We start from the raw sequence: 23,121 nt of genomic DNA, 5'->3' as shown, positions 1-23,121 counted from the left end.
ACGGTCGGTGATGGCCCCTATCCCACGCACCGGGCCACCACTCCGGAAAGCCCGTCCAGGGCGACGAGGACTCCACGCCGACTCTGCGTGCCGCGAGCGCATGAGGATCTGCTCGATGAGGTCACGACTGGCGGTCTGGAGGACTTCACCGAACCCGATGGGCTTCAGGCGGCCGGTCGGGTGAAGTCCTTCTTCACCGGGGTGAAGCCGTGCTGGGTGCCGCCGGGGTGGTGGATGTGCTGGCTGCCCGACTGGCGGTGGGGGTCGCGCTTGCCGTCGTTGCTCTTGGGCCGCAGCAGGACGGCCGCGGAGTAGCCTTCGCCGCGGGTGACGCGGAATCGCGCCTCCCAGCGTCCGTACCGCTGGTTGAGGTTTCTTCGCACGCCCCCAGCGATGTCCCCTCACACGTACCGATCGCTAGCGAGTTCGGAGGATGGCGCTGACCTTCGCCTCCTACGCGGTGCCGGGCCCGTGGTGGGCGCGGCGCGCCGTCGCGGTCGCGGCCGTAGTGGACTTGGCCGCGCTGAACTCATCCGCGCCACCGGACCTCGCACCACGCCGAGATCGCCGCTGGCCGCGTCCGCTCAACCTGCTCGGCGCCGCCGGATGCCTCGTCCTGGTGGCCACCTTGCCCTGGCAGTCGATCCTGGCCGGCGTCGCCATGTTCGCCGTCGGCCTGATCGGACGCCGGTTCGTCCTCCGCCACCGCGCACCGACCCCGCTGCGTCCCGGATAAGCACCCGGCGGATGGCCACGTGCCGGTCGCGGCGGTGGCGATGAGGGCCGACGGTCACCGATCAGGACGTGGACGAACGGACCAAGGTCCCAAAGAAGCCGGACCTTTCGCCTCTCCTGCGTCGCAACCTGGCCTGATGGGGTTGGGCCGTCCGCCTACACATCGGTAAGGAGTCCCGTGGACGCCCTGGACCTCTCCCGCTGGCAGTTCGGCATCACGACCGTCTACCACTTCATCTTCGTGCCGCTGACGATCGGGCTGTCGGTCCTGGTGGCGGGCATGCAGACGTCCTGGTACCGGACGCGCGACCCCGCCCGCCTGCGGATGACGCGGTTCTTCGGGAAGCTGATGCTGATCAACTTCGCGATGGGCGTGGTCACCGGCATCGTGCAGGAGTTCCAGTTCGGCATGAACTGGTCCGCCTACTCGCGGTTCGTCGGGGACGTGTTCGGGGCGCCGCTGGCGATGGAGGGACTGCTGGCGTTCTTCCTGGAGTCGACGTTCCTCGGCTTGTGGATCTTCGGCTGGGACCGGCTGCCGGCGCGCCTGCACCTGGCGACGATCTGGCTCGCCGCGATCGGCACCAACGTGTCGGCGTACTTCATCCTCGCGGCGAACTCGTGGATGCAGCACCCGGTGGGCTACCGGATCAACCCGGAGACGAGACGGGCGGAGCTCACCAGCATCTGGGACGTCCTGACGAACTCGACCGCGCTGGTGACGTTCCCGCACGTGCTGTTCGGGGCGTTCCTCACCGCCGGGCTCTTCGTGATCGGGATCAGCGCGTGGCATCTCGGCCGCGACGGCGAGCGCGCGGTGTTCCGGCCGGCGCTGCGGGCGGGCCTGCTGGTCTCGGTGGTCGCGGCCGTCGGGGTCACGGTCTCCGGCGACGTGCAGGCAAGGATCATGACCGAGCAGCAGCCCATGAAGATGGCGGCCGCCGAGGCGCTCTACACCACCTCCTCCCCCGCGTCGTTCTCGCTGTTCACGGTCGGGTCGCTGGACGGGAGCGAGGAGTTGTGGAGCCTGCGCGTGCCCCACGTGCTGTCGTTCATGGCGACCGGTGACCCGGACGGGACCGTGGAGGGCATCGACGACGTCCAGCGCCAGTACCAGGCCCGGTACGGGCCCGGCGACTACCGGCCCGCCGTCCCCGTGACGTACTGGAGCTTCCGCTTGATGATCGGCTTCGGCGCGGTGGCGGCGCTGCTCGCCCTCGCGGGGCTGTGGGTGACCCGCCGCGGCCGCTTCCCGGCCGGGCGGTGGTTTCCCCGCGCCGCCCTCGCCTGCGTCGCCCTGCCCTACCTGGCCAACACGATGGGCTGGATCTTCACCGAGATGGGCCGCCAGCCCTGGGTGGTCGCGGGGGTCCTCAAGACCCGCGACGGCGTCTCGCCCTCCGTGGGCGGCGCGTCCGTCATCGCCTCCCTGACGGTGTTCACGCTGCTCTACGCGGTGCTCGCGGCAATCTCCGGCGGGCTCATGGTCCGGTACGCGCGGCAGGGCCCGCCGCCCGAGCAGGACGTCCCGGCGGACGAGCCCGTCCCCGCCTTCACCTACTGAGCAGCACCCGGGAGACCCCCATGGAACTCACCACCGTCTGGTTCACCCTCATCGCGGTGCTGTGGATCGGCTACTTCGTCCTCGAAGGCTTCGACTTCGGCGTCGGCGTCCTGCTGCCCTTGCTGGCGCCCCGCGGAGCGGGCCACAGCGGCACCGACCGCCGCGTGATGATCAACAGCATCGGCCCGGTCTGGGACGGCAACGAGGTGTGGCTGCTGGTCGCGGGCGGCGCCACCTTCGCCGCCTTCCCCGAGTGGTACGCGACCCTGTTCAGCGGCTTCTACCTGCCGCTGCTGCTCATCCTCGCCGCGCTCATCGTGCGCGGCGTCGCCTTCGAGTACCGCGGGAAGGTCGACGATCCCCGCTGGCGGCGCAACTGGGACCGGGCCATCTTCTGGGGCTCGCTGCTGCCGGCCTTCCTCTGGGGGGTGGCGTTCGCGAACATCGTCCGCGGCGTCCCGATCGACGCCGGCCACCAGTACACCGGGACGCTGCTGACGCTCCTCAACCCCTACGCCCTGCTCGGCGGGCTCACCACCCTGCTGGTGTTCACCCTGCACGGCGCCGTGTTCCTCGCGCTCAAGACCGGCGGCGAGATCCGCTACCGCGCCCGCGACCTTGTCTCCCGCGCCTGGGCACCGGTCGTCCTGGTCGCCGCCGCCTTCCTGGCCTGGACGCAGCTGTCCCACGGACGTCCGGCGACCTGGGGCACCGCGGCGGTGGCGGCGGTCGCACTGTGCGGCGGCGTCGCGGCGGCGCTGCGCGGCCGCGAGGGCATCGCCTTCACCGGCACCGCCCTCGCCATCGCGGCCACCACGATCACCCTGTTCGGCAACCTGTGGCCGGACGTCATGCCGTCCTCGACCTCGGACGCGTTCAGCCTGACCGTGCACAACGCCGCGTCCAGCCACTACACCCTCACGGTGATGACGTGGGTCGCGGTCGTCTTCACGCCCATCGTGCTGGCCTACCAGGCGTGGTCGTACTGGGTGTTCCGGCAGCGGCTCACCCGCGAGACGCTGGGCGCACCCCTCCCGACCACCGGAACCGACCGGATCGCCGGGGCCGACGGGGCTTCCGAAGCCGATCGGGCCGCCGGGGCCGGGCGGTGAAGCCCGTCGATCCGAGGCTGCTGCGCGAGGCCGCGCCCGCGCGCCGGTTCCTGGCGGGCACGGTCCTGCTGGGGGCCGTCACGACCGCGCTGGTCGTCATGCAGGCGGTACTGCTGGCCCACGTTCTCGCCGCCGCGTTCGACGGCACGGTCGCGACCGCGGCCCTCATCGGGCTTCCGGCCGTCGTGGCGGCGCGGACCCTGGTCGCGGCGGGCGGCGAGTCGCTGGCGACGAGGGCGTCCAGCCTGGTCAAGTCCCGTTTGCGGTCACGCCTGGCCGGGCGATCCCTCCACACGGGTGGGACGGCCGACGCGCGTCCGGGCGACCTGGTCACGCTGGCCACGCGCGGGCTCGACGCACTCGACCCCTACTTCGCCCGGTACCTCCCGCAACTCGTCCTGGCCATCATCACCCCAGTGGCCGTCCTGGTCGTCGTAGCCCGGGCCGACCTCACCTCCGCGCTGGTCATGGCGGTAACACTGCCCCTCATCCCGGTGTTCATGATCCTCGTGGGGCTGCACACGCGCGCCCGCACCGAACGCCAATGGAACCTGCTGGAAAGGCTCGGCGGACACTTCCTGGACGTCGTCCAAGGGCTCCCCACCCTGAAGGTGTTCGGCCGCGCGCAGGCCCAGGCGGCAGTCATAGCCGACGTGACGGCGGCACACCGCCGCGCCACCATGCGGACTCTGCGCGTGGCGTTCCTGTCCGCGCTCGTCCTGGAATTGCTGGCGACCCTCTCGGTGGCGCTCGTCGCGGTCGAGGTCGGACTGCGGCTCCTGGACGGCGGACTGCCCTACGAAACGGCTCTGCTCGTCCTCATCCTGGCGCCCGAGGTCTACCTGCCGCTGCGGAACGTCGGCGCCCAGTTCCACGCCAGCATGGAGGGCGCCACCGCCGCGGGACGCGCCCTCGACCTGCTCGGCGACAGACCGTCCGACGGCCACCGTTCCGCTCCCTCCATCCCTGCCCGCATTCCGCGCGAGCCCGCTCAAGCGCTGTGGCTGTCGCATGTGACCGTCCGATACCCGGACAGGACGTCGCCCGCCCTCGATGACGTCTCCCTGGCGGTCGAGCCTGGGGAACGCCTCGTGGTCATCGGGCCGAGCGGCGCGGGGAAGTCGACGCTGCTCGCCGTCATCCTGCGGTTCACCAGACCGGAGTCGGGCGACACGGGTTTCGCCGCGACGCCCGCCGCCGACTGGCGACGCGAGATCGCCTGGGTGCCCCAGGACCCGCACCTGTTCACCGGAACCGTCGCCGACAACATCCGGCTCGGCCACCCGGACGCCGACGACGCCGCACTGCGCCACGCCGCGGCACTGGCCGGAGCCGCGTCCTTCATCGAGGCCCTTCCCGAGGGCTACCTGACCCCGGTCGGCGAGAACGGGAGCCGCCTGTCCAGCGGCCAGCGCCGCAGGATCGCGCTGGCACGCGCCTTCCTGCGCGACGCGCCGATCCTGCTGCTGGACGAGCCGACCGCCCACCTGGACGGGATCGGCGCCGCGGAGTTGCACGACACCTTGGAGCACCTCATGGCCGGCCGCACCGTCGTCATGGTCACCCACGACCATCGCTGGACCGGCAGCGCCGACCGCGTCGCCCGCCTCGACGCAGGACGCCTCACCATCGGCGCGCCCCTCGAAGGCGAACTCATGACGACCGCTCCCCTGAAGGTGCTCTCATGACCGCTGCGACACGTCCGCCGTTCGTTCGGCTTCTCGCCTTCGCCCGTCCCCTGCGGGCCGAGCTGCTTGTGGCCGCCGCCGCGGGCGCCGGCGCGACCGCCGCCGGGATCGCGCTGCTCGGCGTGTCCGGCTACCTCATCGCCCGGGCCGCCGAGCATCCGAGCGTGACGGCGCTGACGATCGCCGTCGTCGCCGTCCGCGCCCTCGGTGTGAGCCGCGGGGTCCTCCGCTACGTCGAGCGGCTGACCTCGCACGATGCCGCGTTCCGCGTGCTCGGCGACCTCAGGGTGGGCCTCTACCGGCGGCTCGCCCGCATAGCCCCGCACGGTCTGCGCGGGTTCCGGTCCGGGGATCTGCTCGCCCGGCTCGTCTCCGACGTCGACGACATCCAGGACGTGATCGTCCGCGGTGTCCTGCCGGTCGCCGCCGCGGCGCTGTGCGGCGGGGTCACCGTCACCGCCTGCGCCTTCCTCCTCACGCCCGCGGCCGCGCTGCTGGGCGCCGGCCTGCTGGTCGCCGGCGCGGTCGTCCCGTGGACGCTCGGCCGCCTCGCCCGCGCTTCGGCCCGCCGCGCCACCGCCGCCCGCGGCGACCTCGCGGCCCGCATGGTCGACGTCTTCTCCGGTGCCCGGGAGCTCATCGCCCACGGCGCCGAGGACCGGGCGCTGGCCGAGCTGGCGCGTGCCGACGCCGAGGTCGTCCGCGCCGAACGCCGCAACGCGCGCGCCGCCGCCATCGGTGCGGGCCTCGCGGTCGGCGTCGCCGGGCTGACCGTCTGGGGCGTCCTCGTCCTCGGCGTCTCGGCGGTGTCCGACGGCACCCTCGGCCGCGTCCCGCTCGCCGCGCTCACCCTCACCGCGCTGGCCGCGTTCGAGACCGTCTCGCCCCTGCCCGCGGCGGCCGTCCGGCTCGCCGAGACCACCTCGTCCGCCCGCCGCCTCACCGCGGTACTCGACGCGCCCGACCCCGTTCACACCCCCGCCACGCCGCCGCCCCTGCCCGAAACGCCGATACACGTGCGCGTGCGCGACCTCTGGGTCCGGTACGGGCCGCAGGAGCCCTGGGCCGTCCAGGGGCTGGACCTCGATCTGTCCCCCGGACGCCGCGTCGCCCTCGTCGGCCCCAGCGGCGCGGGCAAGAGCACCGTCGCCGCCGTCCTGCTCCGCTTCCTCGACCCCGCCCGCGGCACCGTCACCATCAACGGACGGGACATGACGGCCTTCGCCCCGGACGACGTCCGCCGCGTCATCGGCGGCATGCCGCAGAACCCCTACGTCTTCGACAGCACCATCCAGGAGAACCTGCGCCTCGCCCGTCCCGGCGCGTCCGACGAGGCCCTGCGCTCCGCCGCCCGCCGCGCCCGCCTGCTCGACTGGATCGAGGCCCTGCCGCAGGGATGGAACACGCCGGTCGGGACGCACGGCGCCGCCCTCTCCGGCGGTGAGCGCCGCCGGCTGGCCCTGGCCCGCGCCCTCCTCGCCGACCCGCCCGTCATGGTCCTCGACGAGCCCACGGCGCACCTCGATCCCGGCGCCCGCGCCGCCCTCACCGCCGACCTCCTCGACGCCACCCGCGGCCGCACCACCCTCCTGATCACCCACGACCTCACCGGCCTGGACGAGGTGGACGAGATCATCGTCCTCGACCACGGACGCCCCGTGCAGCGCGGCTCCCACCAGGACCTCGCCCACCGCCCCGGTCCCTACGCCCGCCTCACCGCCTGGGCGACAGCGTGACGAGCCCACCACGCCCGTCTGCAGAGACCCACGCGTCCCCCGCAGCGCCATACACCGAGCTGATCACTAGTGGAACGGGACGTTGGTCGGTCATGCCAGGGCCGCGCCTCACCAGCCGGGGCGCAGGCCGAGCTGGACCTTCCACAGCGCCGGCGCGAGGACGCGGAAATGGTGCAGGAGCCATCTGGACAGCCACGACCAGACCTCCTCGGGCGGCACGAGCAGCGTCACGGCCATCGTCGACGGGCCCGTCGGCCTTCGCCGAGGTCGTAGTTGCCGTGGCCGCTTCACACCTCTCGACGCGCCCGACAGCGTGCGGGTACCGGCCGCTCGACGGGCGCGCGAGCTGCTGCTTCTGCCGCCGCTCGACCGCCCGGCTCCGTGACCGGGGTCCCGCTGGAGTTCACCGTCGAAACGGATGGCCATACCGCTGTCAGTGCTCGAGACGCCGCCCGAATCGCATCCGCGCGCATGCGCACCCGCCGGCCCGGTCCCTCGGACGCCGACACCGGGATCGCCCACGCCATGGCGGCGGACGCGGCGCCGCGGACCGACACGATCGATACCAGCGGCACCGTCGACAAGGCGCTCGAACAGGCTCTGGCCGCCCTCGGTGCCGCCGTGGACGGCGCCTCCAGGTGAGATGAGGCGGCCTCCAGGGCCCGCAGTGGCGGAAACGGTCGCTGCCCCGGCCACACGGGACGTGTGGCCGAGGCAGCAGGACCCGCGAGGTCAGACACCGATCGTCTGGAGGTCACGGGCGATGCCGGCGGCCCAGGCGCGCACTTGGTCGCGGTCGCGGTAGTCGCCGCCGGACGTCTTCGCGATCCTGGACGCGAGGAAGCCCCGGGCATCGGACCTGAGCCGCCCGCCGAAGGTGGCGTGGCCTCTGGCCCCGACTCTGCGGGCGGCCTCGGCGACGCCCCGCACCGGGTCGATGCTCTTCTCATCGGCGGTGCGGTCGAGCGGTCCGCTGCTGAACAACCAGGTAGGCCGCTCGGCCATCTCGCCGGCGAACCGCCGGACGAAGGCACGAGCCTCACGGTGCCAGCGGCCGACGTACAGGGCGCCGCCGAGGACGACCGCGTCGTAGCGGTCCAGCGCGGCGGTCGAGCAGGCGCGGCGGACGTCGGGCTCCAGGCCCGACTCGCGCAGCGCGGGGCCGCCTCCGCGGCCGCCCAGCGCAGTGCGCACTCACCCGCCGGTGAGGCGGTACGCAGCGTCCGTTCACGATCACACCTCCCGAAATGGCTTCCGTAGGTTCAGCGTCCGTCCGCGCCGTTTCACCGGGTAAGGGCATGAGTCTGCCGGTCGGAGGACCTTCGCCCCCTGGCGAATGGCGTGCATCTGGATTCCCGCGGCCATCGCCGCGCCGGCGCGTCCGGACGGCGGTCCCGGTTTTCCGGGACGTTCGGCTCTGAAGTCTCGGTGGCTTCCCGGCCACTCTGGAGACATGGAGAACGCTGACACGGGCACGATGGCCCTGAGCCGCGGGGAGTGCCTCGCGCTGCTGAGGTCGGCTCACGTCGGCAGGGTGGCCTACACCGACCAGGCGCTTCCGGCGATCCGGCCGGTCGCGTTCGCGATGGACGGCGACCTGGCCCTGGTCGTGCGGACGGCGCCCGGATCGAAGTTCGGCGCCGCGCTGCGCGGCGCCATCGTCGCGTTCGAGGTCGACGACATCGACCCCGTGACCCGGGCCGGCTGGTCGGTCACCACCGTCGGTCCCGCTCAGGCGGTCACCGCCGTCCCCGAAGCCGAACGGCTGGCGCGTCTCCAGCCGGTCCCCTGGGCACCGGGGAGGCGCGACGCGTTCATCCGCATCACCTGCCGCCAGGTCTCCGGCACGCGCTTCGTCCCGGGGCCGGGTGACGCGCACAGTGCTCTGCTCGCACACCGTCGATAGAAGCAGCCATGAGCACGAACCGTCCGCTGGAAAGGCGCGCCGTCGCGGAGTTGATGACGCGAGATCTCCTGACCATCTCCGACAGGGAATTCTCCTGATGGCCTGGGAGCTCAACTGCCAGGCCGGCGTCACCACCTTCCGGTCACCGACGACGAGTCGCCGAACGCGCCTCGAAGGCGCGTCACCGCGGCTAGGCTTCCGTCCAATGTCGAAGGTATCGGAGGCAAGCGTGCCGGTGGATCACGCGGAGCTCGAAGAACTGCACGAGAAGGACATCGACGAGCTGTACATCCTGCTGGCCCAGGCCGATCCGGACAATGCCGAGATCATGTTCTCGGCCGAGGAAGCGCGGGAGACCGGACGTGCCACTTACGCGCGATTGTCCGGGCGCCTCCACGAGCGCATCTGCGTTGAGTGGAGGTATTGCGAGAAGCGCAAGACCGGAGCCTTCAGCGACGGCCTGACGCTCACCGCGGCTGTGGCGGACGTCATCGTGACCGTCGTCGGGGGCATCCCCGCGGGGACCGTCGCGACCCTGGCGGTCAAGCTGGGCCTGAGCCGGCTGTGCGCCTGCTCAGACGGCTGAGCCGGGCGCGACCGCCGACGGCGGCCTGGAACACGTGATCCGTGATGTTGACCGGCAGCTACCATCCGCGCACCGATCACCTGCGTTTCAACCAGCGCATCCCCGACGCGTTCCCTTTCATCGACTACGAGGTGGGCAGCGCCGAGCTCGTCAATGATCGCGCCGTCCTGATCGAGGAGTTCCTTCATCGCTGCCAATGGGCCGCCACGCCGTTCGGCCTCGTCTTTCGCCAGGCCGCTCTGGCGCAGGTGCGAGAGTCCATCGGGATCCTCCGCCATGCGGCCGCCGATCCGGCGATCCGGCTCCCGACACCGTGGTTCGATCTCGCCGCCGATCCGGATCCGGCGCTGCCGCAGGCCGTCCGCACGGGCCTCACGCGCTTGAGGGCTATAGAGACACTACAGCGTTTCCTTCTCGGTATCCCGCTCGGATGTCCTGCTGAGACGATCGCGGAAGCGGTCGATATCAGCCGGGAGGCCCTCACCGAGTCGACTCCTCTTCGATTCGGGACCTTCCGGTCGTGGCCCTTGTCCGAGGGCGTGTACCGCGCGAACGGCACCCCGATCATGCATCGGTCCACGCGCGGAATCATGGAAAGCCGCGCCTCGGCCTACACTGCCGAATTGCTGCGCGCCTGTTCGCCCGGCTCGGGACCGCTGATCGATGAGCACATCCGGCGCAACCGGGTTGGGCTGTATCGCGCGCTGGAGGAGTTGGCCTCGGCCGCGGACGTGCCCGTCCCCGGTCTTCTGCCGCGGCACATCCTGGATCTCGCCGACGTCGCACTCGGTGTACAGGTAGCCGACATCCCCGGCTTGCCGCCACCTAACGATTACGTGGAGTCCATGCTCCCTTACGCCCGCTACGCGCTCGCGCTTAAGGACGTCCATGGCTTCGCCGAGGCGTTCGAACTGATCGCCGACCGCACGCCCGAGGACGTGGAGGGGCTGAGCGACCAGCGACGGCTGGATCTGATCGTGCGCAGCGCGGTACAGCAGCGCGGCCAGGCTTCTCATCTGCTCAACCTGCCGGTGATGTCGCGCCGGGGGATCATGGAGCAGAACATCAGAGCGGTATGGGCCTGGGCGGAACGGCTGCGACCCGGAATCGATTCCGAGGGCAACGTGCGCGTCATCGAGGAGATGACAGTGGACGCGATGGTCTACACCGGCGTCCGGTTCTTCAGAATCTACGCGGAGACCGACACCGACACCGTCCTGTTCAGGCCCGCGGTAGACACTTTCGTCTTCCTGGCCCGCTTCTGCGATTGGCCCGTCGTCGAGTACCCGAACGGCGAGTTGGAGGTCTTCCTCTGCGATCCGATGGACGATCCCCAGCCGGTCGTCCGGCAGTCGATCACGATGTACGAGGTCACCCGGCTTCTACGACGCCTGCTCGTCGAGGCTTGCGGTGACCTCCGCTCGCGGGAATGGCGACTGACCTTGTGGCAAGAGCCGCTCATCGACGTGTTTGGTGTGCGGTCGGAGCAGTTCGCACGGACGTGACCGGCCCCAGGCCGGCTGGGTCGTCGCAGCGCTGAGGGCAGCGACTCGGCGGCGGGGTCTATCCCTACGGGGCACCAGACGATGCAGCGGCCGCAGCCGGACGAGCCGAACTGGTCGTGCCAGGTGCCGAGCTCGTGCATCAGCCACTCTCGGTAGCGGTTTCCCACATGCCATCGCGGTGGACCCGGCCTCCCGGCCTCGCCGTGGAGGCGATCACGGTCCACGACCGGAGCGTCCCGGCAGGGCTGCGGCAGCACGCGGGCGAAGCACTGGAGATCGTGCTCGGCAACCGCGGACGGCTCGGCGATCGCTTCCTGATGGTCTTCCAACCGGTTCCGGCGATGCCGGGAGCTGCCCGGCGGGCGGATCGATCCCGGCGAGACGTCCCGCGAGGCGGCCGCGCGCGAGGTGCTGGAGGAGGCCTACCACGTATCCGAGGGCCGCTCGGCTTCACCGGCTATACGACCTTCACCATGGCTCCCGACCGGCATACCGAACACGGCGCCCGCTCACCGGTCAGGCCGCTGACGCTTCGCGGTCGTTCCCGCCCAACGACGAGCTCACGGCCACCCACCGGCGGGATCTCCCTCATTGGAACCACCTCGCGCCGCGATCGTTCCGCGGTGTCCGGGCCGTCACCATCGGGATACCGCAGCAGCCAGACTCCCGACCAGCCAGCTTCCATCCCGGCAAACCGACGAAAGGAGACCCTACCGATCAGAAGCCTTCGACATAGGAGGCGACGGAGGTCCAGAATTCGGCGGAGTTGTGCGCGCGCTCCATCCCGGCGGAGTCGCTTGCCTTTTCAGCTTCACCGAAGCCGAGCCAGGCACTCCTCGATCGATGTTCGGCCGTGTACTTCGTATAAGCCCTGACTTCGTAGAACCTGAGCAAGAACTGGGCCGACGGCGTGCCGAACTTGGGCGGAAGAGGCGCAGGACCCACCCGTTCCAGGAGCTCCTCGGTCAGTGCGCGTTCCTGCGGTGATCTCTCAGTCTCCAGGGCGTTCAGCCAGCGCTCGACCGATGCGGCATAGTCGGGCTTGGCCCGAGTCGCCGACACGGGCGCGGACTCGGTGGTGATCTGCTGCTCTTTCGGACGAGGCTCCGGCGTGTCCGGTTCCGGGTTTGGGGCGGCCGGCATGTCCCGCGGCTGCGGTCGTGCCGAGGGCTGCTTGTCGTAGGGCTCGATCGACGGCGCTCCCAGAGAGCCTGAAGTGACGGGCGCTGTGCGGAATTCCGACTGGATGGTCGGCGGGCGCGCAGCGCGATGTAGGGCGTCGTCGCAGGCGGACGGGTTCTTGAGCGTGTCGACGAAGAGTGCGGCCGGCCAGACGAGTCCCACCAAGGAGGCGGCCACGGCGCCGGGCTCCTCGGAGGTCAACGATGTTCCATGGCGCTTCTCGTAATAGCGGCGAGCGATGAACCATCCAACGAGCGAATACGCGAGCAGAAAGAAGAACAGCACGAACATGATCGATGCCCCCAATCGCTGAACTGCCCCTCACCCGTTCGCCGGACCGCAGCGGCGCCGCGAGGTGCGCAAGACCGCCGGCACCGCGGCGGCCGACCTCATGACGTCCCCCGCCGTCACGTTTCCGCCCGACCCGACCGTGGAGGAGGCGGCCCGCCTCATGCAGCGCAAGCACGTCAGCCGCCTTCCCGTCATGGCACGGTCACGATGCGCCGGCCTGCGCAAAGCTGCTGCCGGTGCCGGACTCGGAGAGGGTGCCTTCGATCCCTCCAACGATCGCCAGAGAGGATCGAAGGCACCCTCTTAGCGATCGAGTGGGACGGTCCAGACGAGCAGCGTGCCCTTGTCGGGTCCTGGTTGTGTCTCGAACGAACCGCCCAGGCTTTCGGCCCGCTCGCGCATGTTGCGCAGGCCGCTCCGCCGTCCGCCGCCGGATATGCCGACGCCGTTGTCCTGGACGCGCAGGGTGAGGTCGTCGCCGACCTTGATGGCCACGCTGACCTCGCTGGCCTGGGCGTGCCGGGTCGCATTCGACAGCGCCTCCTGCAGGACCGCGAGCAGGTGGTCGGCGGCCTCGTCGTCCACGGCGGTGTCGAGCAGGCCGTCCATCCTGACCGAAGGCGCGAGACCCAGGCTTTCGGCGGCGGAGTCGACGACCGCGTGCAGCCGGCTGCGCAGCGACTCGTCCCCGGGCGCGGCCTGCAGCGCGAAGATCGAGGAGCGGATCTGCCGGATCGTGTCGTCGAGATCGTCCACGGCCCGCTGCACGCGTACCGCGACGTCCCGCCTCTCGGTGATCTTGATGGCGCTCATCAGCGTCATGGCGGTGGCGAAGAGCCGCTGGATGACGGTGTCGTGCAGGTCCTTCGCGATGCGGTCGCGGTCCTCCAGCAGGACGATCCGCTCGGCGTCGCGCCGGCGTTCGGCCAGTTCCAGGGCCACGGCGGCCTGGGCCGCGAACGCCTCCAGCAGCCGCTCCGCGGACTCGCCGAACTCCGGCTCGCCCGGCGCGTTCAGCACCGTGATCACACCTCGCGCGGAACCCCCGGCGCCCAGCGGCACGATCACCAGAGGGCCGAAGGCCACCGGGATCGGCGCGCCGGCCCCCTCGGCCGCGTCCCGGCCGTCGGACAGCCGCAGCGAGACGCCCCGGGTGTAGACGCCGCCCGACAGCGATCGGTCGATCGGAGCCCGCAGGCCCCGCACCTCGTCCGCGCCCGTTCCCTCGGCGGCCACCACGACGATCTCCTCGGTCGCCTCATCGACCAGGGCCACCGTCGCGAGGTCGGCGTCGGCGATCTGGCGGGCCCGCTCCGCGACGAGGGCGGTCACCTCGTGCGGGTCGGTGCCCGACAGCAGCGCGGTGGAGACCTCCGCCGAGGCTTCGAGCCACCGCTCGCGCCGCCGCGCCTCCGCGTACAGCCGGGCGTTCTCGATCGCGATGCCCGCGGCCGTGGCCAGCGCGGACACCACGACCTGGTCCTCCTCCTCGAACTGCCCGCCGCCGGCCTTCTCGGTCAGGTAGAGGTTGCCGAAGACCTCGTCCCGGATCCGGATCGGGACTCCGAGGAAGGTGCGCATCGCCGGGTGGTTGGCCGGGAACCCGTACGAGTCGGGATGCTCGGCGAGGTCGGGCAGCCGCAGCGGGTGCGGCTCGCGGATGAGCAGACCGAGGATGCCGTGGCCGTGCGGCCAGTGCCCGATCGCGGCGATCTCCTCTTCGGTGACGCCGACGGTGACGAACTGCACCAGCCGTTCGCCGTTCTCGCCGATGACGCCCAAGGCGCCGTAGCGGGCGTCCACCAGTGTGGTGGCGGCCTCGACGATGCGGCGCAGCACGGTCTCCAGGTCCAGCTCGCTGCCGATCGAGACGACCGCCTCCAGCAGCGCGTGCACGCGGTCGCGCGTGGACCGCGCCGTCTCCAGCCTCGCTTGCAGTTCGCTGAGCAGGTCATCCAGCTGGAGTTGGGGGAGGATCAGTCTCGCGCGATCGTCACCGGAGCGGGGTCCCTGGGGCACGCTGCCAGTATCACCGGCCCTGATCGGCGTGTCAGCTTCAGGGCATCCATGGGACTGCAAGAAGGGTCACACCATCGTTTCGGGGGCCCGCTTCGACACGTGTTCCGGTCGCCGGCCCCTCACATGACGGAAGGAGCGCTCTTGGCGAGCGCTCCTTCGATCGCAGGCGGCTCCGTCACTTGAGGAACGGGAGGCGCTTGACGAATCCGAGCCGGCTCCACCAGCGTCCGAGGCCGAGGGTGTCGCCGGCGCTGACAAGGGCCAGGCCGACGACGAGGACGGCGTAGATCAGGTGGTCGTCCATGAACAGGTTGTTCTCCGGGGGCAGGACGACGGTCCACATCATCACCAGCAGCAGCGCGCCCGCCGCGGCCGCGAGCCGCATCCCGACCCCCAGGATCAGCGCGGCCCCGATCCCGGCCAGTCCGATCATGAACAGCCAGTCCGCCCACGCCGCACCGGCGATGTCGTGGTAGAACCCCTCGAACGGGCCGGTGGGCGAGTTCTTGAGGAATCCCTCGGTGGGGCTGCCGCCATCGATCCACGCCTTGGCCGACGGGGTCTCATGGCCCAGTCCGAAGGTCTTGTCCAGGAACGCCCAGACGAACACCCAGCCCAGCGCCAGCCGGGCCACCGCCCAGGTGTACCGCGCCGCGGGCGACTCGGTCAGCGGCTTGGCCGCCACCACACGCACCAGAGTGTCGCGTCCATGCCTGACTTCCGTCTCGTGCTCGGGAACCGCCATCGTGGTCTCACCTTCCATCGCACCGCTCGATCGCTTCACCTCCGACTCAATCGCGGGCGGCGTCCGCGCCCTAGGTACGTTCGGTGCCTGATCGTCGGGACCAAGGTCCCGCTTGATCCGGGACCTCCGTTCCCCCAGGGAGCGACGGGCGCCGAGTAACGTCCAGGGCACCACCGATGAGGCAAGGGAAGATGCCATGACGGGCCACGACTCCCGGGACCACAGACCGATCCGCGTTTTCCTGATGGACGACCACGAGGTGGTCCGCCGGGGCGTGGCCGCCCTGCTGTCGGCCGAGGACGACATCGAGATCGTCGGCGAGGCGGGCACCGCCGATCACGCGCTGGCCCGCATCCCCGCCGCCCGGCCCGACGTCGCCGTCCTGGACGTGCGCCTGCCCGACGGGGACGGGGTGAGCGTCTGCCGGGAGCTGCGGTCCCGGATGCCGGAACTGGCCTGCCTGATGCTGACCTCCTTCGACGACGAGGAGGCCCTGTTCGAAGCCGTCATGGCGGGAGCCGCCGGGTACGTCCTCAAGCAGATCCACGGCTCGGACCTGGTCGGCGCCGTCCGCACCGTCGCGTCCGGGCAGTCCCTGCTGGACCCCCGCAGCACGGCCCGGATGATGCAGCGCATCCGTGAGCGTCAGGAGAAGAAGGACCCCCTCAAGGGGCTCACCGCTCAGGAACGCCAGATCCTGGAACTCATCGGCGAAGGGCTGACCAACCGCCAGATCGGCGAACGCCTCTTCCTCGCCGAGAAGACCGTCAAGAACTACATCTCCGCCATCTTCGCCAAGCTCGGCATGAGCCGCCGCACCCAGGCCGCCGCCTTCGCCGCCCAGATCAAGACCGACTCGACCAGCCAGAACGGCAGGAGCTGGAAGTGAAGCCCACGGCCTCTGTGCCGATCACGCCCGCCGCGGAGGATGCGCGGCGAGCGTGATCGCCGGCGGCGTCAGGACTCGATGATCATGATTTCTGGGACGGGGCGGCGGATGCTGGTGAGGTCCTCCCCCACCGGCCTGCCCAGTCGCAGCAGGAGTTGCGGGTGACCGTCGCCGCAGAACTGCGTGCGGATGAGGTCGCGAAGCCTCGGAACCTGCAACGCCTGGGTGTGATAGGCGGCGGCGAGGTCGTGCTGGGCGGCGAGTAGCAGGGCGCGCTGGAGACCCTGGCCGGCCCGCAGCCAGTCGCTCGGGGTGTCCGCCGCTGTGACAAGGAGCATCACGACGCCTGGGTGGGACGCAGGGCCGTCCGCCGTCGGCTCGATCCCCCAGCCCCTTCCGCGCGCGAAGTCGCGGGCCGCGAAGTGCGGCTCGGTGCGCGGAGTCTCGCTCGGGTAGGCGGCGTGCTGGACACCGTCCGTGCGGGACGTACCGGGAGCCGGCGCCCAGCGGGCGATCTCGGCGGCGTAGGCGGGTGTGCGCCGCTGGATGTGCTCGGCGGCGTCGGTGAGCGCCGCGAGGGCACCCTGCACATGAACGTCGATCGCGCGGATGAGGCGGGCGCCCTCACGCTCGGCCTCGTACCGGATCGCGTCCAGCAGGGACGGCGGCGGCTGCTCGGCCGCGAACCCGCCGCGGTGGCTGCGGCGCCGCCGCACCTGCGCGTAGGCCCGCTCGGTCTCCTCCCCGGCCGGCTTCCCCGGCTCCATCTGGACGTCCGCCAGCAGATGCGGGCGGTCGGGATCGGGAAGCAGCCGCACCTCCGGCTCGTAGCCGAGCACGCGCAGCGACAGGCGGAGCGTGTACAGCGCCGCACCGCAGCTGATGAGCATCTCCCTGCCGTCGGGATCCGCGACGTCCAGGCGGCGGTCGGCGTCGGCGCGCAGGCTGATCCGCGTCCCGCGCACGCCGAACCGCCACGGCTGGGTGTTGTGCACCGACGGGGCCCAGACCGCGTCCTCGATCGCGCGCCTGGCATCCTCCGTCGCCCGGCCCGTCATTAGTCGCTCACCCTTCATGACAGCTCCCCTCAGATTCGGTTACCAGCGCATCACCGGTCAGCGGATCGTCGGAAGGGCCGAAGGTCCGTTGTCCTCGGGACGAGTGGGTCGCTCCGGGGACGCGTCGTTCTGGCGAGTTCGCGGTCGGTGCAGGCCTCAACGTCCGTCCGATCGAGGAATGCGGTCTGGGACTGGGAGGCCGCTTTCTCAGGACGAAGGTCCCTACGCCCTGACCGACTTCCTGCCAAGGCTGGGAATCGGAGGCGCCGATGGACCGAGGAGGGAAACGATGTCGGCAGGCACACCAGCGGTGATCGTCGGAACGGACGGTTCCGCGCCATCGCAGCGGGCTGTCGGCTGGGCGGCGGACGATGCCGCCCGCCTCGGCGCACCCCTGCACATCGTGCACGTCGTACGACGGCACACACACGACCACCCCGTCCACAGCCCGATGAACGCTCCGACCGAGCTCGGAGACCGTGCTTTGCGGGACGGACGCGCGCTGGCCCTCGAACGGCGACCGGACCTCGATGTCGAGACCTTCCTGACGCACGACCGGGACGTCCCGGCGGGTCTGCGGAGCAGCGCGGCCGGCGGCGCGGCGGAAGTGGTGATCGGCAACCGTGGACGCGGAGGTTTCGCCGAACTGCTGCTCGGCTCCACCGGGCTGCATCTCGCTGGATACCTTCCCGGACCAGTGGTCGTCGTCCGCGGAACTGACGGCACCCCGAAGGGTGAAGTCGTCGTGGGACTCGACCTAGTCCAGGATCCGTCCGCCTCGCTGGACTTCGCCTTCACCCAGGCGGCCACACGTGGAGCGCATCTGCGCCCCGTGCACATCTGGCAGCCGACCCCGTACTCAGCCGAGAGCGGCGTCGGCTGGAACGCCATGCGCGAGACGTACCGCCGCCCGCTGGCCGCGATCCTGGAGCCGTGGCGCTCACGCCATCCGAACGTCAAGGTCATCGAGGAGGTCCTCATCGGGCACCCGGTCGACGTCCTGGTCGGCATCTCGCCCCGCGTCGACCTGATCGTCCTCGGCTCGCAAGGCCACATGGTGCCGTTCGGTTCTGTCAGCCACGGCACCATCCACTACGCCCGCTGCCCCGTGGCGGTCGTCCACCCACGTGGCCAGGAGCCTCCCGGAACCAGAGAGGCGGCACCATGACCAGTTACGAACTGCACCCGGTCGCCGAAGGGGACGCCATCGTCCTGCTCCAGAGCGTCCCGGTCGGCCGCATCGCCTGGGTCGAGGGCCGCAAGGCCCATGTGCTGCCCGTGAACTTCGTGATGGAGGGGACGACGGTCGTCCTGCGCACCGGGCACGGCCCCATCCTCGACGCCGTCCGCCACGACCGCCTCATCACCTTCGAGGCGGACGACCTCGAACCCGCTCTGCGCGCGGCGTGGAGCGTGCTGCTCACCGGCCACGCGAGCGTCGTCACCGACCCGCTGGAAGCCGCCGACCTGGCACGGCTCGGCCTTGAGACCTGGGACACCTCCCAGGCGCCGTTCTTCGTGCGGCTGATCCCTCAGGAGGTCACGGGCAGGCGCATCCTTCCCCATCACGGCGGCGTCACCATCGAGCACATGGACGCACCGGACTACCTCGCATGAGGTCGAGCAGCCACGACGTGTTCGCGCATGCCTCCTGACGGGCCGAAGGTCCCCATGGGCCGGGACGCTCGGCCCTGCCCCCGCCGATCTCTCATAGACGAGGCTGGAGCCGACTCAAGGAGGTCGACCATGAAGCTCGTGCCCGACCAACGCCGTGTCGTCGTCGGCGTCGACGGATCGCCCAACTCGATCGCCGCGCTGCACCGCGCCGCCCGAGAGGCGCGCGACCGTCATGCCCGCCTGCTCGTCCTTCGCGTGCTGCGCCCCGGAGACTCCTCCGCGCCACGCCTGTTCCGCACCGCCAAGGAGTGGAAGCACCTGCGGACGCTGGTCGCCGCCGAGGTGCCGCGCTCGCAGCACCCCACCACGACGCTGCGCATCGTCTACGGCGAGCCGGGTGAGGTGCTGGCCAAGGCGTCCGAGCACGCCGAACTCCTCGTCGTGGGGGCTCGGCTGCACTCCGAGTACGGCAATCCGCTCGGCGGCGACACGGTTCCCGTCGTCCGGGAGAAGGCGCGCTGCCAGCTCGTCATCTGCGCGGACCAGCGGATCGGCCAAGAGAGCCACTGATCCAGGGCCCGCCGCAGCCGCCGGGACGGCGGGCTATCCGATCTCAGGTGGGCGACCCGCCGTCGGCAGGATGACGATGAAGGACATCCCGGCAGGGCTGTCGGCAAGTTCGGCGCATCCGCCATGCGCGGCCGCCACGGCTCGGACGATGGCCAGACCGAGCCCGGTGCCACCCGCTGATCGCGAGCGGCCGTGGTCCGCGCGGACGAGCCGCTGAAAGATCTCGGCGCGTGCATCGGGCGAAACGCCGGGGCCGTCGCCCTCGACCTGGAGGACGGCGTCCCCGCCGCGAAGAGTCAGCCGCACGGTGCCATGAGTGCCGGGTGCAGTATGCGTCCGGGCGTTGGCGAGCAGGTTGGCGACGAGCTGGTGGAGCCGGTGCTCATCGCCCTGGAGCGTCACCGGATCCTCGGGAAGAACGAGCCGCCAGTGACGCTCGGGCCCGGCGACCCTTGCATCGGCGGTCGCGTCCAGGACGAGGCCGGTCAGATCGACCGGCGCCGACTCCAGCGGACGGCCGGCGCCCAGGCGAGCGAGCCGGAGAACTTCCTGCGGGCCAGCGCGTTCTCGACGTGGCCGAGCATGCGGTTGAGGGCCGCGCCGACGAGCCCGACCTCGGTCCGGGGATCGATGTCGGGCACCCGTTCCGGCATCGCGACCTCACCGCTGGCCAGAGGCAGCTCGGCGACCCGAGACGCGGTCGCGGCGACACGGCGCAGCGGCCGCAGCGACCACATCGCCGCCGCGGCACCCGCGGCGGCCAGCACGCTGGCGAAGACCACGGCCTCGACCAGCATGAGGCGGTGCACCGTGTCCACGGACCGCATCGGGAGGCCGGTCACCAGGACGTCGCCGTCATCGCCGCGCTGGGCCATGACCCGATAGTCGTCCAGCGCCGAAGGACAGGTCGTGGCCGCCACGATCCGGTGGGACGCCGGCAAGACGTCGCCAGCGAGAACCGCAACTTGATCCATGAGTTGCTCGACCAGATGCCACCCGGTCTCACCCTGAACCACTTGCGGTCGACGCTGATCACCTCGGGCGCTCTCCCATCCCGGGACGGGCGCCTCACCACCCTCGACTCCATCGCCCCGCGCACCGTTCCTGAGCATCAACCGGCTCTGCACGGGTGCGCCGTCTGGCACCATCTACGCCGTCTTCGCAGCGTCTGCACGGCCAGCTGACCACCCACCACCATGCCAGGACGTCCGCGAGCACCTCACCGCACCCGCCGTGCTACTGGACTGGCTGGAGGCACAGGACCTGGCCTTGAAGGCGTGCGCACACGACCAGCCGCTCCTCCACCTCGGAAGCCGACCCATCGTGCTGCCCACCCCGCTCACCGACCCCATTCAGGAACTCGTGGCCACCCGCAAACTGCCGACAGCAGCGCCCGCACCATGGATTTCACCTGGCTGTTCCCCGGACGCCGACCGAGACGACCAGTCAAGGAATCACCCTGCCCGCCGACTCCACGCCCTCGGAATCGATCCACAACAGAGCAGAACCAGCGCCTGATTCATCCCCGACCGTAATTCCGAGGGAGCGCAGAAGGAAGGCCGCACTCTCGAAGGTGGTTGGCTTGTCTGTCTTTGATCACTGCTCTGAACAAGAGCACAACCGTGAGAATGACCGCAGCCCACACAAAGGTGGGAACGAGTCGGATCAGCTCCTTCGTTATGTTCTCACTCATGGCCATCACAGTAGATCTGGGTCGTCAGGCAAGCATACGAGCGACTTTGAGCCAGGCCGCTTCATCCTGGTGGCCGCTACCGGTCGCCATCCGATCCGCCATGGCTTGATGAGTCCGCTCCTTCGGCAGTTGAAAAGCTCTAGCGGCGAGTGAGTGAACATTTGGCGAGCAGTCGCGTGCCGGACGGTCGCGCGGAGTCGACGGTTCCCCGGTCACACCCCCCGCCCCCAGACGTTCGACGATCCAGAACGATAAAAGAGAGGCAGTGCAGCAAAGACCGCTACCCCGGGTTCCGCAGCGTTCACCCTTGCCTCAAGCAGCACAAAGAGAAAGATGATACCGATGAGGCGATCGGGACGATCAATTTCTGGTTGACCGACAACGGACAGATGATCTAAAGGTAGCTATGGAAATCATGAATCGATAGGCGTAACCCTGAAGGAGACCCGATAAGAGAGGAGATAGATCGCTTCATCGTCGATGAATCAACTGAGAGGTGCCATGGCCAACCAGCCACCGACATCTGTCGCCTCACAAATGGTCGGCGACGTCATCATTCGTAAGGTGGAGCCGCAAGTCGCGCCTTCTTTCGATGACTCCTTCCAGGTGACCGTCAGGCAGATTCAACCAACCCGCACGCCGACCATCTCCAGAGATGAACCTCGTATCGAGCAGGTTCAACCCATGGAACCGACCATCGACGCTTCGATGGAGATCCGTGTTCACAGACTGCAACCTGGTGTGACCGATGCCTAAGCCCGGAGATGCGCCCGGCAGCGCGAAGACAGCGACTCTCAATTCGTGGGAGCAAGCCACCTTCCCCACATGGACCTTCTGGGGAAGGACCACCGTACACGTCTACAACACGGGGAATATGCCCGTCACCGTCAGCTATCAGGCGGGGGCAGCTCAGCCAGCTTACGTCCATCTCGGTGTAGGGGAGGACCACCGCGAATGGGGGTTCTGGGCGGGGTTCCCGGTAACAGTGACCAATGCCACAGGGCGAGACGAAGCCAACAACCTGGCGCCTCAGATCGAGGTATGGGTGTGGTGATATCGTCACCGCCTCTTCAACGCGGTGGTCGGTCGCCGGGTATAGGCGGCGCCGATGGCTCGTGTTGAGCGCGTGTCCACTCGACTTAGCCGACCACCTCGTCGACGAACTCGGCCCGGCTCCGCAGAGAACGACCATAAGTCGCTGCGGTGGCCGGGCCGATCGTCCGGGCCCCATCCTCCCACCGCGGAGCATCCTGGCACGCGACTTTGGCAACGTCTTTCACACCGTGTGGACCGACCCCAACTCTTCCCCCACTTGCGTGAAGGTAGTGGTCTGCCCCACCCTGGTTGCTTTCTCTTCGGCGATCAATGACCACTCGACGCTTTCGGTGGGATCTACCCGCTGTCCGTTACAGACGAGGTAGTTGCGACGGAATCGGGTTCCGTGAACGGTGGTCAGGATCTGGCCAGCGAAGTTATGAACCCTCCTGATGCAACTCGCCTAGTATCGGCTCATGCACCCACCGGGGAGAGCGCAAGGATCACGAGACGACTCGAGATCTTCAGGAAGTGGATGGCGAAGCCCGGCAGGGATCTCCGCCATCGCCGCTGTGCTGGGCCTGCCGATCGCCGCCGCAGCAGTTTTCTTCACTTACCAACAGATCGACGATCACCAGGCCGATCCCAAGCCACCACCTCCGACGACGTCGGCTAGCGAAGACACTTCCAAGTGGGCGAAGAGTGTCGGTGACCTATGCCAGAGCATGAGGCCTAGATACGTGAACACTGCGATCCGGATGACCAACCTCAGCAACGCCATGGGCACTCCACCCAGTCGGGAGCAGGTTCTGATGCTGGCACAATTGGAAGATGAATCGAGCGCAAACACTCTCGACCTGTCCTCCGGGATCGCCCGCATCAAGACCCCAGTGAGTATCGCAAGAAAAGTGCAGACCGCAGTATCTCAACTGGACGAGTCGAGCAGCAGGCAACATCAGATCGCCGAGGACCTAAGGAACGGAAGTTCTGTTTCAGGAGACCGAGTAGACGCAGCATCTGACCCCGAGGTCAAGGCGCTCCGATCACTCGGAGTTATGGGCGCAGGCCCCTGCTCTGATCTCGTCTAGAAATTCGCGAGTTCTTTGGCGAGAGTGAACGGTCGCCTGTTTCTCGTGCCGCCGAGGCAGCCAATCTCGCAGTCCCGAGATCGGTGCCCGAAGCTTGGCCGT

Annotated in this window: 26 protein-coding genes and 1 pseudogene; 17 read left to right on the top strand and 10 right to left on the bottom strand. The window is 69.7% G+C overall.

Going from position 1 to position 23,121, the window contains the following annotated elements; all coding sequences use genetic code 11:
* Positions 1–164: 164 nt before the first annotated feature.
* On the bottom strand, positions 165–383 hold the full coding sequence (locus E1300_RS51250) for a hypothetical protein (RefSeq protein ID WP_207399432.1): 219 nt from the start codon (positions 381–383) through the stop codon (positions 165–167).
* A gap of 50 nt (positions 384–433) precedes the next feature.
* Between E1300_RS51250 and E1300_RS02210 the strand changes: the two genes are divergently transcribed.
* The 5 genes from E1300_RS02210 (at position 434) to cydC (ending at position 6,835) form a co-directional block, all read left to right on the top strand.
* The gene (locus tag E1300_RS02210) at positions 434–736 is read left to right on the top strand and encodes a hypothetical protein (RefSeq protein ID WP_131755151.1); all 303 of its coding nucleotides are present in this window, start codon (positions 434–436) and stop codon (positions 734–736) included.
* Positions 737–913: 177 nt separating this feature from the next.
* The gene (locus tag E1300_RS02205) at positions 914–2,299 is read left to right on the top strand and encodes a cytochrome ubiquinol oxidase subunit I (protein ID WP_131755150.1); all 1,386 of its coding nucleotides are present in this window, start codon (positions 914–916) and stop codon (positions 2,297–2,299) included.
* A 20-nt stretch (positions 2,300–2,319) separates the two neighbouring features.
* Entirely contained in the window at positions 2,320–3,411 is a 1,092-nt protein-coding gene (gene cydB, locus E1300_RS02200) for a cytochrome d ubiquinol oxidase subunit II (protein WP_131755149.1), read from the top strand.
* On the top strand, positions 3,408–5,099 hold the full coding sequence (gene cydD, locus E1300_RS02195) for a thiol reductant ABC exporter subunit CydD (protein ID WP_131755148.1): 1,692 nt from the start codon (positions 3,408–3,410) through the stop codon (positions 5,097–5,099). The genes cydB and cydD overlap by 4 nt, the downstream gene beginning before the upstream one ends.
* Positions 5,096–6,835, top strand: coding sequence for a thiol reductant ABC exporter subunit CydC (cydC, locus tag E1300_RS02190; RefSeq protein ID WP_131755147.1), 1,740 nt, complete (start codon positions 5,096–5,098; stop codon positions 6,833–6,835). Before cydD ends, cydC begins: the two co-directional genes overlap by 4 nt.
* Positions 6,836–6,943: 108 nt before the next feature.
* On the opposite strand, the gene E1300_RS53300 is transcribed toward cydC, so the two are convergent.
* Positions 6,944–7,066, bottom strand: coding sequence for a hypothetical protein (locus tag E1300_RS53300; protein WP_278045336.1), 123 nt, complete (start codon positions 7,064–7,066; stop codon positions 6,944–6,946).
* A 240-nt stretch (positions 7,067–7,306) separates the two neighbouring features.
* Here E1300_RS53300 and E1300_RS49780 point away from each other — a divergent pair, with 240 nt between their 5' ends.
* Positions 7,307–7,477 carry a hypothetical protein gene (locus E1300_RS49780; protein WP_165502638.1) on the top strand — a complete coding sequence of 57 codons (171 nt, stop codon included), beginning with the start codon at positions 7,307–7,309 and terminating at the stop codon, positions 7,475–7,477.
* 90 nt (positions 7,478–7,567) lie between these two features.
* On the opposite strand, the gene E1300_RS02185 is transcribed toward E1300_RS49780, so the two are convergent.
* A complete protein-coding gene (locus E1300_RS02185; protein ID WP_131755146.1) occupies positions 7,568–8,029 on the bottom strand; it encodes a flavodoxin domain-containing protein in 462 nt (153 codons plus the stop codon).
* Positions 8,030–8,288: 259 nt separating this feature from the next.
* Here E1300_RS02185 and E1300_RS02180 point away from each other — a divergent pair, with 259 nt between their 5' ends.
* From E1300_RS02180 to E1300_RS52110, 3 genes are all read left to right on the top strand, one after another.
* Positions 8,289–8,741: a pyridoxamine 5'-phosphate oxidase family protein gene (locus E1300_RS02180; protein ID WP_131755145.1), complete on the top strand. Its 453-nt coding sequence runs from the start codon at positions 8,289–8,291 to the stop codon at positions 8,739–8,741.
* 97 nt (positions 8,742–8,838) lie between these two features.
* Complete coding sequence (locus tag E1300_RS02175; protein ID WP_131755144.1) at positions 8,839–9,327, top strand: hypothetical protein; 489 nt, start codon at positions 8,839–8,841, stop codon at positions 9,325–9,327.
* Between the two features lie 41 nt (positions 9,328–9,368).
* Complete coding sequence (locus E1300_RS52110) at positions 9,369–10,832, top strand: hypothetical protein (protein ID WP_131755143.1); 1,464 nt, start codon at positions 9,369–9,371, stop codon at positions 10,830–10,832.
* A 71-nt stretch (positions 10,833–10,903) separates the two neighbouring features.
* On the opposite strand, the pseudogene E1300_RS53295 reads toward E1300_RS52110, so the two are convergent.
* Positions 10,904–10,999, bottom strand: a pseudogene (locus E1300_RS53295) (4Fe-4S dicluster domain-containing protein); the annotation flags it as partial.
* A gap of 184 nt (positions 11,000–11,183) precedes the next feature.
* Here E1300_RS53295 and E1300_RS53800 point away from each other — a divergent pair.
* Positions 11,184–11,360, top strand: a complete 177-nt coding sequence (locus E1300_RS53800; protein ID WP_131755203.1) for an NUDIX hydrolase — start codon at positions 11,184–11,186, stop codon at positions 11,358–11,360.
* Positions 11,361–11,549: 189 nt separating this feature from the next.
* Here the strand turns inward: E1300_RS53800 and E1300_RS02155 are convergent, their stop codons facing one another.
* Positions 11,550–12,305: a hypothetical protein gene (locus E1300_RS02155; RefSeq protein WP_131755142.1), complete on the bottom strand. Its 756-nt coding sequence runs from the start codon at positions 12,303–12,305 to the stop codon at positions 11,550–11,552.
* Between the two features lie 100 nt (positions 12,306–12,405).
* On the opposite strand from E1300_RS02155, the gene E1300_RS02150 reads away from it, so the two are divergent.
* On the top strand, positions 12,406–12,612 hold the full coding sequence (locus tag E1300_RS02150; protein WP_131755202.1) for a CBS domain-containing protein: 207 nt from the start codon (positions 12,406–12,408) through the stop codon (positions 12,610–12,612).
* Here the strand turns inward: E1300_RS02150 and E1300_RS02145 are convergent.
* Both E1300_RS02145 and E1300_RS02140 read right to left on the bottom strand, forming a co-directional pair.
* Positions 12,609–14,324, bottom strand: coding sequence for a GAF domain-containing sensor histidine kinase (locus E1300_RS02145; protein ID WP_131755141.1), 1,716 nt, complete (start codon positions 14,322–14,324; stop codon positions 12,609–12,611). The two genes, E1300_RS02150 and E1300_RS02145, sit on opposite strands and share 4 nt — an antisense overlap.
* 175 nt (positions 14,325–14,499) lie before the next feature.
* The gene (locus E1300_RS02140; RefSeq protein WP_131755140.1) at positions 14,500–15,069 is read right to left on the bottom strand and encodes a DoxX family membrane protein; all 570 of its coding nucleotides are present in this window, start codon (positions 15,067–15,069) and stop codon (positions 14,500–14,502) included.
* Positions 15,070–15,313: 244 nt separating this feature from the next.
* Here E1300_RS02140 and E1300_RS02135 point away from each other — a divergent pair, with 244 nt between their 5' ends.
* Positions 15,314–15,958, top strand: coding sequence for a response regulator transcription factor (locus tag E1300_RS02135; protein ID WP_370784328.1), 645 nt, complete (start codon positions 15,314–15,316; stop codon positions 15,956–15,958).
* A gap of 68 nt (positions 15,959–16,026) precedes the next feature.
* Here the strand turns inward: E1300_RS02135 and E1300_RS02130 are convergent, their stop codons facing one another.
* Positions 16,027–17,034 (bottom strand): Acg family FMN-binding oxidoreductase, encoded by a 1,008-nt coding sequence (locus tag E1300_RS02130; RefSeq protein ID WP_242618892.1) that lies wholly within the window; start codon positions 17,032–17,034, stop codon positions 16,027–16,029.
* Between E1300_RS02130 and E1300_RS02125 the strand changes: the two genes are divergently transcribed.
* From E1300_RS02125 to E1300_RS02115, 3 genes are all read left to right on the top strand, one after another.
* A complete protein-coding gene (locus E1300_RS02125; protein ID WP_131755138.1) occupies positions 17,033–18,184 on the top strand; it encodes a universal stress protein in 1,152 nt (383 codons plus the stop codon). The two genes, E1300_RS02130 and E1300_RS02125, sit on opposite strands and share 2 nt — an antisense overlap.
* Positions 18,181–18,633: a pyridoxamine 5'-phosphate oxidase family protein gene (locus E1300_RS02120; RefSeq protein WP_131755137.1), complete on the top strand. Its 453-nt coding sequence runs from the start codon at positions 18,181–18,183 to the stop codon at positions 18,631–18,633. Before E1300_RS02125 ends, E1300_RS02120 begins: the two co-directional genes overlap by 4 nt.
* Positions 18,634–18,762: 129 nt before the next feature.
* On the top strand, positions 18,763–19,203 hold the full coding sequence (locus tag E1300_RS02115) for a universal stress protein (RefSeq protein WP_165502636.1): 441 nt from the start codon (positions 18,763–18,765) through the stop codon (positions 19,201–19,203).
* A 33-nt stretch (positions 19,204–19,236) separates the two neighbouring features.
* Here the strand turns inward: E1300_RS02115 and E1300_RS51240 are convergent, their stop codons facing one another.
* Complete coding sequence (locus E1300_RS51240) at positions 19,237–19,605, bottom strand: sensor histidine kinase (protein WP_207399431.1); 369 nt, start codon at positions 19,603–19,605, stop codon at positions 19,237–19,239.
* Between the two features lie 83 nt (positions 19,606–19,688).
* Positions 19,689–20,123 (bottom strand): HAMP domain-containing protein, encoded by a 435-nt coding sequence (locus tag E1300_RS51235; RefSeq protein ID WP_207399430.1) that lies wholly within the window; start codon positions 20,121–20,123, stop codon positions 19,689–19,691.
* 1,274 nt (positions 20,124–21,397) lie between these two features.
* Here E1300_RS51235 and E1300_RS02105 point away from each other — a divergent pair.
* Positions 21,398–21,652 (top strand): hypothetical protein, encoded by a 255-nt coding sequence (locus E1300_RS02105; protein ID WP_131755135.1) that lies wholly within the window; start codon positions 21,398–21,400, stop codon positions 21,650–21,652.
* An 851-nt stretch (positions 21,653–22,503) separates the two neighbouring features.
* Positions 22,504–23,019: a hypothetical protein gene (locus E1300_RS49775; RefSeq protein ID WP_165502635.1), complete on the top strand. Its 516-nt coding sequence runs from the start codon at positions 22,504–22,506 to the stop codon at positions 23,017–23,019.
* The last annotated feature ends 102 nt before the right edge of the window (positions 23,020–23,121 follow it).

It is taken from the genome of Actinomadura fibrosa, from assembly GCF_900659615.1.
Lineage (GTDB): Bacteria > Actinomycetota > Actinomycetes > Streptosporangiales > Streptosporangiaceae > Spirillospora > Spirillospora fibrosa.
Note: the sequence above shows the minus strand (reverse complement) of the source record. Positions and strands in the feature narration are given on the sequence as shown.